This is a genomic window from Staphylococcus lugdunensis, assembly GCF_001558775.1.
In the GTDB taxonomy this organism is placed as follows: domain Bacteria; phylum Bacillota; class Bacilli; order Staphylococcales; family Staphylococcaceae; genus Staphylococcus; species Staphylococcus lugdunensis.
The window spans coordinates 1,443,255-1,455,399 of sequence record NZ_CP014022.1 but is presented as its reverse complement, the minus strand read 5'-3'; the positions used below and the strand labels follow the sequence as shown (position 1 = coordinate 1,455,399).

Below are 12,145 nucleotides of genomic sequence, written 5' to 3'. Positions count from 1 at the left end.
AGGCCACCCCAACCTGCGATGCGTGTTTAATGATCGATGACTTTAGGGTTATCTGAAGTGGCTTCTACATAATATGTCTTCACGGTATCTTTATTTTTATGTTTGACTTTGATTTCCCAGTTAGGTTGTAGCAACTGCACATTTGTTTCTCTCACGACAGAATAATAACCAAGACGTGCATCAATAACTTTGTCATTTTCTTTTAAATAGCGATTAAAGTATAGTGTTTCAACTGCTTTACGTGGTGTTATGATTTGCTTTTTATCATTGTTATCACTTTTTGCAGGTTCGATTTTATCCATAATGGTTTGTTCATATGCTTTTGCTTTGCCACCATCGATTGAGAACTTTAATTCGGCTTTACTATTATTCATAATAGGATAATCTTGATACGTTTGTTCATACGTAACGCTATTATTATTTACCCCACCTAACTGATAGAGTTTTCCATTATAAATATGTTCCATTAAGTACTTTTTCAAATCACTAAAGTTACTATCGCTCACATTTACGGTTGAATCTATGTCACCTTTTAACATTTTGCCTGATTTTTCGGCTTTTAGTGAAGAATGTGCTTTAGCATAACTTGTGAAGTCTTTAGAACTTGCTGTAATCATCTGCATTTTAATTCCTTTAACATCTTTATCTAAAATGTCTTTAGAAATTTTAATCTCTTCTTGTTGAAAATTGACTTGATTCTCATTTTCGGAATCATTAATTTGAGATTGTGTAACTTTATTAATATAGATGACGATAAGCGAAATGTTCACTAGAATAAATACGAAAATAAACAGTGTCTTTGTTAGTTTCCAGTTCATTTATTCAAGCCTCCCATTCTCATAGGCATACCACTCGCCATCATATTCAATATACCATTTAGGCATAAATTCACTATTGCGCTGTATTTCAATATCATTTTGTTCTGGCTTGTCATTTTCTTTGTAACCTACTGTGATATTGGTTACTTTTTCAAAATCTACATTAGGATCATTAGCCAATGAGGAACGAACGCTTTCTACGCTTGGCAATTTACAGCTCTTACCTTCTAACGGAACGCTAGAGCGTAATAAGGCACGTTGGTAATCATAAATACCTTTATCTCCCCATGTGACTTGAATTTGATTTAGATGCTGTTTACTAAAGGTTGGGTGGCCATTTAAGAACATTTGATATGTCAGTTGGCCATTATGATTATCTGTGCTGAACAGACGATAATCATCATTGACAAAGCCACCATGACTATTTATATAGTCAAAGGTACTTGGTATCGTTGTTTCCATATCGCTAGAGCTGGATTCGTCTTCTGAGAGATTACGATAATGATACTTTTCACTGTCGTTGTTGTAATTGGCAACTCCCGTATTGTTGTTATAGGTTGTTGCGCCGCCTCGACCGCTTCGTACAATGACAGAATCATCAAAAAGAATTGCATTCATCACCTCTACATTAATGGTATCGAATACCATGCGATATGACATCATTTCTTTGGGTTTCTTCGGTGCAAACACATGTGTTGCTTTATCAATCGTATTTTTATTAGTAATAATTTCTGAGTAATTGGTCATTCCTTTTTCAAGTTGATCCAACGATTTTATAAATGACTCTGCTTTAGCATCCATTGTTAATTTGATAGCATCATGGCGATCTTTACTAATCGCATACAACACGAGACGGTCATATGGATCTTTATCAATTAATATACGATTGAAGTTAAAGTTTTTAGGAATTTTAGCGCTAATATCGAGTACCTGTCCTAAATAGACATTCAATGGAAGGTCATATGTAAAATCAAGCACTGCATAATGGTTAGTTAACTCGGGAATGGTTAAATTATAGTCGTGATGTAACTTTTCTACCTTTTTAACTTTGTGTTTTTTTAATGGCTCAACCATTTGTAATATATTGGCCTTTGAACCTTCGATACCTTTTACATCATCGCCCCTTTTACGGATAATTTGAAATGGCGAGATTACCGTTTCTTCTTTCGCTGACATAGGTTTTCCAATACTCTTTGAACTTACTTTTTTACTATCCGTGCTGTCTAAATGTGTTAAATCTGGAGTGAAATTCCAAATCATATAGGTTAATACCACACTCATAAGTACTAGTAGAATTAAAATAATTGATTTGATATTCTCTCTATTACTCATCCCAATCACCATCATCAATCACTTCACATGGAAGTGTAATAAAGATTGATGTACCTTGCCCTTCGACACTATTTGCCCAAATGCGACCATGATGTGCCTCAACAATTTCTTTAGAGATAGCTAAACCTAGTCCAGTACCACCCATTTTACGCGTACGTGCTTTATCGACACGGTAAAAGCGGTCAAAGATTTTTTCAACTTTATTAATTGGAATACCAATACCATTATCTTTAATACGAATGGTCATACGATTATATAAAGCATTTTGTTTCACGTGAAACTCAACACGTTTATCACCGCGAGAATATTTCATAGCATTTGTAATTACGTTATCGAATACCTGTGTCATCTTGTCTGGATCAATTTCCGCAAAGATGGTTTCATTAGGAATTTCTCGCACAAAGGTTGTATCTTTGGCCGACATTTCATGGCGATTAATAATTTTATTGATAAACATATTGAAGTCGACAATTTCTTTATTAATTTGATCGGACTCGTTGTCCATTTTAGATAATTGCAATAAGTCATTAACTAAACGAATCATTCTTTCGGTTTCTTCACGTGTAACCGATAAGAATTGTGGTGCGAGTGCGCCATCTTTCCATGCGCCACTTTCTAACGCTTCAATATAGCTATTCATTGATGTTAATGGTGTCCGTAATTCATGTGAAACATTGGCAACAAACTCTCGGCGCTCACGTTCGACTTGTTGTTGCTCTGTAACGTCATGCAACACCGCAATATAACCAGTGACAAAGCCTGTTTCTTGCACAATTGTACTAAAGTTAACCCGGGCAATAATGCCTTCTTCTTCATTTATATCCAATAAGAAACTATCATTGTTCTCTTGAATTTCATCTAATGAAAATTCTTGTTCTAAATTTAACACGCTTAACATATAATAACCGATTAAATCTTCTTTAGCCATGCCAAGCATTTTAAGCGCCATATCGTTGATAATCCGAACACGGCCACGTCTATCCGTTGCGATAATACCATCGCTCATATGTGTGATGACAGAATCAAGACGACGCTTTTCACTTTCTGTATTCGCTTGGGCTTCTTGTACACGTTTAGATAAATTGTTAAACGCTAATGCTAATTCCCCGATTTCATCGTTTCCATAGATCTTCACGCGTTGTGTATAGTTACCTTTAGACATCTCAACCGTCTGATTACGCATATCGGTAATTGGTCGAGTAATGGTTCGCGCAATAAAGAAACCGAGTATCACCGTAATAAAGAGTGAAATCGCCGTACCTATAATAAATATTTGGTTAATATTGTTTAATTGATTGTACACATCATTGATATTTGCTTCGATATAAATATCGCCCACGGTATCTTTACCATTTTTCACGGGAAGATTATATACCCAGATTCGTTCCTTACCATTGCCATAGTCTTTTAGCACATTATGACTATTAGACTGTCCAAGTGAAATGGCCTTTTGAACGGAACTATCATTGACCTTTTGATTAATCATATTATGTGATGACAAACGTGCCGTTGCCATAATAATTTGATCTTTATCAATAAAGCGAATTTCTTCAATTTCTTGACGGTTGGCATACTCATTAAGTAAATTTTGAACTTCTTTCTGCATATTTACAGAATCGTCTTTATAACTACGCTCAATATTGACTTCTAATTGGGTTGCATATTGTTTAATATTCTTTCTAAAATTATCTGTCAGTTCCTTTTCTAAACTATTTGTAAAATACAAACCGATAATTTGCATTCCAATAATAATCAAAAGAACATATACAACAACCAATTTAGTGTGAAGGGATTGTAATTGTTTCAGCCACTTCATGCAAAGACTCCTCTAATCATGTTGTTGGAGGAAATATCCAACGCCTCTTCTAGTTACGATATATTCTGGATGTGATGGATCGTCTTCGATTTTTTCGCGTAAACGACGAATTGTTACGTCAACCGTACGTACATCTCCAAAATAGTCATAGCCCCAAACAGTTTGAAGCAAGTGCTCACGTGTCATCACTTGACCCATATGCTTAGATAAGTAATGGAACAACTCAAATTCACGATGTGTTAATTCAATATCTTCACCGCGTTTTTTAATAGAATATGCGTCTGGATAAATCACAATATCTTTAATTGTGATTTCGTTTGATGCGTTATTCACTTCTTGGGCAGGTTGTGAATAATGACGACGTAAATTAGCTTTAACTCGAGCAATTAATTCACGTGTACTGAAAGGTTTTGTGACGTAATCGTCAGCACCTAATTCAAGGCCTAATACTTTATCAATTTCAGAGTCTTTTGCCGTTAGCATGATAATTGGCATTTCGAATTTTTTACGTACTTCACGGCATACTTCCATGCCGTCTCGACCAGGTAACATGATATCTAATAACACAATGTCTGGTTCTTCCTCATAAATTAAATCAACGGCATCGTTACCATCATAGGCACAATAAACATCGTATCCTTCTTTTTTTAGATTAAATTCTAAAATATCAGCAATTGGTTTTTCATCATCAACTACAACAACTTTTCTTGCCATATCTAAAAACCTCATTTCTAAAATTGTAGTTCTTCACATCTGTTCTATTAAAAAGTTCTTTACTTATATAAAATAAATCTTCTGTGTAGAAATATCCAACAATCGTTCCTATCTACACAAGTATCTACTATATAATTTACCATTAATATACTGCGAATTCTATTTTCATAAGTAAAATTATAGAATAATATTTTTTATAAGTTTACCACTCTATGCCTAATTTACAAATAAGTTAGTCTATTCTATCTTTTGAATTTAGCCGATTTTTAAAAATCCAATTAAATATTACAAAATGATGTTATAACAATGGGTATTCATTGCGGGATTTCTTATCCATATCATTTAAAATATTAAGTTTTTATTGCAACATGCTATTGTAGTATTAACCCATGAGTGACTCAACTACTTTTATATAAAAGCATAAAAAAATGCCTACCCTATTGGGTAAGCAATACGGTCTCGACGGGAATCGAACCCGCGATCTCCTGCGTGACAGGCAGGCGTGTTAACCGCTACACTACGAGACCTAAATCAATGGTGACTCCTACGGGACTCGAACCCGTGTTACCGCCGTGAAAGGGCGGTGTCTTAACCGCTTGACCAAGGAGCCGTTCTTAAGCACAAGATAGATTATAGCATAGCTAATATTTTAAATACAAGACATTTTTACAGCATATTAATGTTTTTTTAATAAATTAATTCAACAGCAACACATTCCATTTTTACCATATAATATAGTAAAAGAACGCGCAGTAAAATTTTACCGCACGTTCCTAATTGTCAGTAACAGTTTGGAACATCATTATATTTTAGACTATGAACGATATATTGGCAGTAGTTGACTGGAATGAAAGCACGCTTATACCAAGCTTTTTTCAATCCTAGTCAACCTTGCCGGTACGGGACTACGAATTCATAATGTATTCTGTCCCGCTCTCCCTATGCATGCATTTATCTTTTTACCATAATTTTTCTAATAAGTTCGTTTGTTCACGGTCTGGACCTACTGAAAAGATTGAAATATGAACGCCGCATAATTCTGAAATACGTTCTAAATAGCGACGTGCATTATCAGGCAACGCTTCTAATGAACGACAGCCTGTAATATCTTCTGTCCAACCAGGTAATTCTTCAAATATTGGTTTACAACGTTTTAATTGATCAAGGTTAGCTGGATACTCTGTAATTTCTTCTCCATCTAACTCATAAGCTGTACAAATTTTTACCGTATCTAAACCTGTTAGTACATCAACAGAGTTAATAGATAAGTCTGTAATACCACTAACACGACGTGAGTGACGTAGCACGACTGAATCAAACCAACCCACGCGGCGTGGACGTCCTGTCGTCGTACCATATTCACGACCAACCTCTCTAATATGGTGCCCATCTTCATCAAATAGTTCAGTTGGGAAAGGACCATCGCCTACGCGAGATGTGTATGCTTTACACACACCAATTACTTTAGAAACGAAGGTTGGACCTACACCTGTACCAACAGTGACATTGCCGGCTACAGGATTGCTTGATGTGACGAAAGGATATGTACCATGATCAATATCTAACATAACACCTTGAGCACCTTCAAATAAGACTTTTTCTTCGGCAACAAATGCATCATCTAAGATTTTCGCTGTGTCCGTTACAAAGTCTTTTAAACGTTGACCAGCTGCATAATATTCTTCAAAAATGTCATCAAAAGTTGGGCAAGATTCATTGAACATACCTTTGAAATATGCGTCTTTATATTCAATATTTTCTTTTAAACGTCTTTCAAATGTCTCTTTTTCTAATAAATCTGCCATGCGGATACCGATACGTTGTACTTTATCTACATACGCAGGACCAATACCTTTCTTCGTTGTACCTATTTTGTTATCTCCTCGACGACGTTCTTCAAATTCATCTTGAGCAATATGATATGGCAAAATAACTTGTGCGCGGTTTGAAATACGTAAGTTACTTGTTGATACACCACGTTCATTTAAACCGTCTAACTCTTTTAACAGAGCTACAGGATCGACAACAACACCATTTCCAATTACAGCAAGTTTATCTTTATAAAAAATACCAGATGGTACTAAATGTAATTTATAGGTTTCTCCACCAAACTGAATGGTATGTCCAGCATTATTACCGCCAGAAAAACGTGCAATAACATCTGCCTGTTCCGCTAAGAAATCCGTGATTTTACCTTTACCTTCGTCTCCCCATTGTGTCCCAACTACTACGATTGATGACATAAGAGCACCTCCAAGTTTTCTCGATTAACCACTAGATATTCTATCAATAACAATCTGATATTGCAAATAAAAATCGAACATTAATTTTATAGTGTTTTTCACATTATTATTTTAGAATTTTGATGTCTATCCACTTCAAAAACACTTTAATATCAAGGTTTAAAGATGTTTTTACAAATTTCCAAGATACATACTTAGCTGTTAAAAAGTATGTTAAAACAAAATAAAAACCGTACATTTAAAATTAATCAAAATTAAACGTACGGAAATAAAAATATTCTTTTCTTACATTTCAGCATGTGCATAATCAATATCGGTAAATTTATTATATTGCTTCATAAAGTGAAGTTTGACGGTACCGGTTGGGCCGTTACGTTGCTTAGCTATAATAATTTCGATTTCACCATTATCATCATTTGTTTGTGGTTCGAAATTGCCACCATCTTCATCTTCTTCACCATCGCCACGATTATAATAATCATCACGATATAAAAATGCAACAATATCAGCATCTTGTTCTATAGAACCTGATTCACGAATGTCACTCATCATTGGTCGTTTATCTTGTCGTTGTTCAACACCACGAGATAGCTGACTTAACGCAATAACAGGACATTCTAATTCTCTAGCGATTGCTTTTAGTGTTCGAGAAATTTCTGAAACCTCTTGCTGACGATTATCAGATAAACGTGAACCGCTTCCTTGTATTAATTGCAAGTAGTCAATCATAATCATATCTAAACCATGTTCTTGCTTTAAGCGACGACATTTAGAACGGATATCTGTAATACGAATACCTGGTGTGTCATCGATAAATATTTTCGTACGTGATAATTTACCTACCGCAATGGTAAAGCGATTCCAATCTTCTTCAGTCATCGTCCCTGTTCTTAAACGGTTAGAATCTACGTTGCCTGAGCTACATATCATACGCGTAGCAAGTTGGTCTGCCCCCATCTCTAAAGAAAAGATACCTACTGTATAATTATCCTCGTGAACCGCTACTTTTTGAGCAATATTAAGTGCGAAGGCAGTCTTACCTACTGATGGTCTAGCTGCAATAATAATCAAATCATTACGATTAAAGCCAGCTGTCATTTGGTCTAAGTCACGATAGCCTGTTGGTATCCCAGGCGTTTGACCGCTATTTTGGTCAAGTTCTTCTGCTGTTTCATAAACTTGGCCTAAAATATCTCTAATATCTTTAAATCCTTCACTATCGCGTGTTGATGATAATTCTAAGATACGTCTTTCTGCATCACTTAAAATAGCATCTAACTCTAATTCATCATTATATCCGTCATTAGCAATACTATCTGCCGTTTGAATGAGCTTCCGCTTTAAAGCATGCTTCGCCACAATGTCAGTATAGTATTGAATGTTACGTGTCGTGGGTACGTTATTAGAAAGCTCAGCTAAATATTGCGGACCACCCGCTTCACTTAATGTACCATCATTTGTAAGTTGATCCATAAGTGTAACGACATCAATTTCTTTAGTATCTTCATTTAAATGCATCATTGCACGGAAGATATGTTGATGGGCGCCTCTATAAAATGACTCAGGAAGCAATACCTCCTGAGTCGAACTTAACAATTCTGGATCAATAATAATCGCACCTAAGACAGATTGTTCAGCTTCATTATTATGGGGCATTTGATTTTGCTCATATGATCTATCCATTATTGATTACACCTCTTAATCAAAAAGTTAAACCTCTTTGATATCAATCTTATCTTAATTAACAGCGTCTTATTGTTCTACTACATGTACACGAATTGTACCATCAACTTCTTTGTCTAATTTCACTGGTACATTCGTATAACCTAAAGCATGAATACCTTGTGGTAAGTCCATTTTACGTTTATCTAATTTAATATCATGCTGTTTTTTTAAACCTTCAGCAATTTGTTTTGTGCTTACAGAACCAAATAATTTGCCACCTTCACCTGTTTTAGCACTGATTTCAACTTCAATATCAGCTAATTTGGCTTTTAGCGCTTTGGCTTCATCAATTTCTTGTTGTCTATCTGCTGCTGCACGTTTATTTTGTTGTTCTAATTGTTTTAAATTGCCAGGAGTTGCTTCTACGGCATATTTATTTTTTAGTAAAAAGTTATTCGCATATCCTACTGGTACGTCTTTAACTTCTCCTTTTTTGCCTTTACCTTTAACATCTTGTGTAAAAATTACTTTCATGCATCTTCACTCCTACTGATTTGTTCTGTAATTGCTTGTTGTAATTGTTCGATTGCTTCATCAATGGTTACATCTTTAATTTGCGTTGCTGCATTGGTAAGATGGCCACCGCCACCTAATGCTTCCATAGTTAATTGTACATTAATTGAGCCTAACGAACGAGCAGAAATACCAATTAAATTGTCTTCTCTTTTTGCGACAACATATGACGCTTCAATACCTTCTAAACTTAACAGCTCATCTGCTGCTTGTGCAACAGTCACGGGATGGTAAATTTTATCATCTGAACCATGTGCAATAGCAATGCCATTATCTTGCACTTCTACAGTTTGAATCAGTTCAGAACGATTAATATACGTATCGACATCATCTTTTAAGAAATGCTGAGTCAATATCGTATCAGCACCATGTGCACGTAAGTAACTTGCAGCATCAAAAGTTCTAGAACCTGTTCTTAATGTAAAATTACGCGTATCAACGATAATTCCTGCATACATAACTGTTGATTCTAAGCGTGTTAAACGCTGTTCTGTCGGTTGATACTCTAATAATTCTGTAACAAGTTCAGCTGTTGAACTTGCATAAGGTTCCATGTAAATTAATAACGGGTTTGAAATAAAGCTTTCACCTCGTCTATGGTGGTCAATAACGACTTTACGATTAGCTTTATTTAAAATATTTTCGTCTAATACCATTTCTGGTTTGTGCGTATCGACAATGACGACTGTCGTTTTAGAAGTCATCATATCCCAAGCTTCATCTGATGTAACAAAGCGCTCTTTTAGTTCTGGCTTTTTATCAATTTCATTCATCACACGGCGTAAAGTTGGGTCAATATCCTCTTCATTTAACACAACATAGGCTTCTAAGTTATTCATTAGTGCAAAGCGAGAAACACCAATTGCAGCTCCGATTGCATCTAAATCTGGACGCTTATGTCCCATAATAATTACTTTGTCGCCTTCTGTTAAAATATCTTTCAAAGCATGAGATATAACACGCGCTCTCACACGCGTACGTTTTTCCATTGGGTCAGTCTTACCGCCGTAGAAACGTACATTACCATTCATACTTTTAATCGCAACTTGGTCTCCGCCTCGACCTAAAGCAAGATCAAGACCTGATTGTGATAATTCACCCAAATCTATAAGATTTTCTGTGCCTTCTCCAACACCAATGCTTAGTGTAAGTTGGGCGCGATAACCAACACTTTTTTCTCGCAACTGACTTAAAATTTCAAAGTTAGACTTCTCAATTTCAGCTAAAATCTTTTGATTAAGATAAGCTACGAATTGATCTGAACTATAGCGTTTAAAATAAATATTATATTCAGAAGCCCAACGACTGATAACACGTGTTACCATTGAGTTGATTTCTGAACGTTGCGTATCGTTCATATTCTGTGTTATTTCATCATAATTATCTAAAAATAACGTTGCTATAATTGGCTTAGAGTCTTCATACAACTTATTTGTATGCACCTCATCGGTAATATCAAAGAAATAAAGACAATGATCATCTTCACTATAGCGCACGTGATAATGATAATTATTATTCTCAATTTCTACTTCTTGAATCTTTTCCAATTGCTTTAAAATATTGGGGAAAACCTCATTAATAGGTTCAGAAATTACGTTTGATTCTAAATGATCTGACATAAACTGATTGATCCATTCAATATGATCATCCGCATCTAAAACGACCATTCCTATTGGCAAACGTTTAATTGCCCTATTACTTCCTGCTGAGATATGGCCACTTAAATCATCCACATAGTTATCCATTTTTATCATTGCTTGTCGGGCTAATACCGCACTGATAACGATAATTACAAAGAGAATCGCTGCCGCTATCCCTGCAACAAGTGGTTTAAAGATAAACCCCAATATAACAAGGGCTATCGCCGTTAGAACCATTAAAATGTACGGAACAAACAAAGCTTTTTTTGTGGATTGTCGGTTCATTTTTCCACCTCTATTCGCTTTTTAGTATCTTTTTTTTATTATCTGTTTTAAGTTAATTCCTAAATCAAGCACCCCTATAAGTGCAACAATATGCGTTACTGGCGAAATAATTGTCCCAATTACCATTAATATTATTGTTACTACGTCTGGCATGCGTTTTGCTTTTCCGAAGAAATGAATCACGCTTAATCCTTGGATGTACATCAATAATGATAACATAATCTGTAAGTTTATAACGATACTTTGGAAGATACTCGGTTGTGTTGCAAACATTACACATATTAAATCAATAACATATAACCACAAGACTGAACGTTTAAACTGCCATGCGAATAATGGTTTGAATATTGGTGTTGCTATTTTAAACTTTCTAAGAATTGGGAATGTGACAAGCAAATTGATTAAAATAAGGATAAATATTGCTATTATCATATAACTTGGAAGCTGAATAGACAATTGTTTAATGATAAAACTTAATGTTTGTTCATATTCTGCTTTCATGCCACTTTGAACATACGCTTGATCCAATAAATCTTCTAGTGGTTTTACTGCTGTTCGAACTAATACTTGTGCCTTGGGAATATGACCAAACACTTGTAATAACATAAAACCAATAATAGTTATTGTGCTGGCGACCGTCGTCGCTATGTAAAGAATCTGTTCTTTAGATGCACGTTCTTTAAGTAATTGTCCGATGACAATACTTGAGATAAGTACTAATATCATGGCACTTAATACGATTGTATTGCCGAATAATACTGCAATAACCAAAGTCACAATTGTAGCCAAACCAAATGATGGTATTGACTTATTCCAGAGAATAATTCCAGGAATGGTTGCAAATAAACATAACAGCCAACCCACTTCTGGTAATATATATGTGACTAAAGCGACTACAATTAATGCAAGCGTACCGATAATAGTAGCTTTAGGTTCTATTTTTGAAAACAACTTCGCCACTCCTATACTAAATTTAACTATAAGCACTATTTTAACCCGTGTAGCATATTAAAACAAATAAAGGACTTATTGGCATAGTAACTTTCATTTAAATGTCTA

General features: G+C 35.1%; 9 protein-coding genes and 2 tRNA genes. All 11 read right to left on the bottom strand.

Features of this window, described 5'->3' with window-relative positions; genetic code table 11:
• Nucleotides 1–26 precede the first annotated feature (26 nt).
• The 11 genes from AL499_RS06880 to AL499_RS06830 all read right to left on the bottom strand — a co-directional run bounded on the left by AL499_RS06880 (nt 27) and on the right by AL499_RS06830 (nt 12,037).
• On the bottom strand, nt 27–818 hold the full coding sequence (locus AL499_RS06880; RefSeq protein WP_002492053.1) for a two-component system regulatory protein YycI: 792 nt from the start codon (nt 816–818) through the stop codon (nt 27–29).
• Nucleotides 819–2,150, bottom strand: a complete 1,332-nt coding sequence (yycH, locus tag AL499_RS06875; RefSeq protein ID WP_002492045.1) for a two-component system activity regulator YycH — start codon at nt 2,148–2,150, stop codon at nt 819–821.
• A complete protein-coding gene (walK, locus tag AL499_RS06870) occupies nt 2,143–3,966 on the bottom strand; it encodes a cell wall metabolism sensor histidine kinase WalK (protein ID WP_002461016.1) in 1,824 nt (607 codons plus the stop codon). Before walK ends, yycH begins: the two co-directional genes overlap by 8 nt.
• Nucleotides 3,967–3,978: 12 nt before the next feature.
• Complete coding sequence (yycF, locus tag AL499_RS06865; protein ID WP_002479194.1) at nt 3,979–4,680, bottom strand: response regulator YycF; 702 nt, start codon at nt 4,678–4,680, stop codon at nt 3,979–3,981.
• A gap of 454 nt (nt 4,681–5,134) precedes the next feature.
• Nucleotides 5,135–5,207: transfer RNA gene (locus AL499_RS06860), tRNA-Asp, on the bottom strand.
• A gap of 8 nt (nt 5,208–5,215) precedes the next feature.
• Nucleotides 5,216–5,290, bottom strand: a tRNA-Glu gene (locus tag AL499_RS06855).
• A 349-nt stretch (nt 5,291–5,639) separates the two neighbouring features.
• Nucleotides 5,640–6,923: an adenylosuccinate synthase gene (locus tag AL499_RS06850; RefSeq protein WP_002492010.1), complete on the bottom strand. Its 1,284-nt coding sequence runs from the start codon at nt 6,921–6,923 to the stop codon at nt 5,640–5,642.
• A gap of 285 nt (nt 6,924–7,208) precedes the next feature.
• Entirely contained in the window at nt 7,209–8,606 is a 1,398-nt protein-coding gene (dnaB, locus tag AL499_RS06845; RefSeq protein WP_002461019.1) for a replicative DNA helicase, read from the bottom strand.
• Nucleotides 8,607–8,675: 69 nt separating this feature from the next.
• Nucleotides 8,676–9,122, bottom strand: a complete 447-nt coding sequence (rplI, locus tag AL499_RS06840; protein WP_002461020.1) for a 50S ribosomal protein L9 — start codon at nt 9,120–9,122, stop codon at nt 8,676–8,678.
• Nucleotides 9,119–11,086, bottom strand: coding sequence for a DHH family phosphoesterase (locus tag AL499_RS06835; RefSeq protein WP_002461021.1), 1,968 nt, complete (start codon nt 11,084–11,086; stop codon nt 9,119–9,121). The genes rplI and AL499_RS06835 overlap by 4 nt, the downstream gene beginning before the upstream one ends.
• A gap of 21 nt (nt 11,087–11,107) precedes the next feature.
• The gene (locus AL499_RS06830) at nt 11,108–12,037 is read right to left on the bottom strand and encodes a DUF2232 domain-containing protein (protein WP_002479195.1); all 930 of its coding nucleotides are present in this window, start codon (nt 12,035–12,037) and stop codon (nt 11,108–11,110) included.
• Nucleotides 12,038–12,145 lie beyond the last annotated feature (108 nt).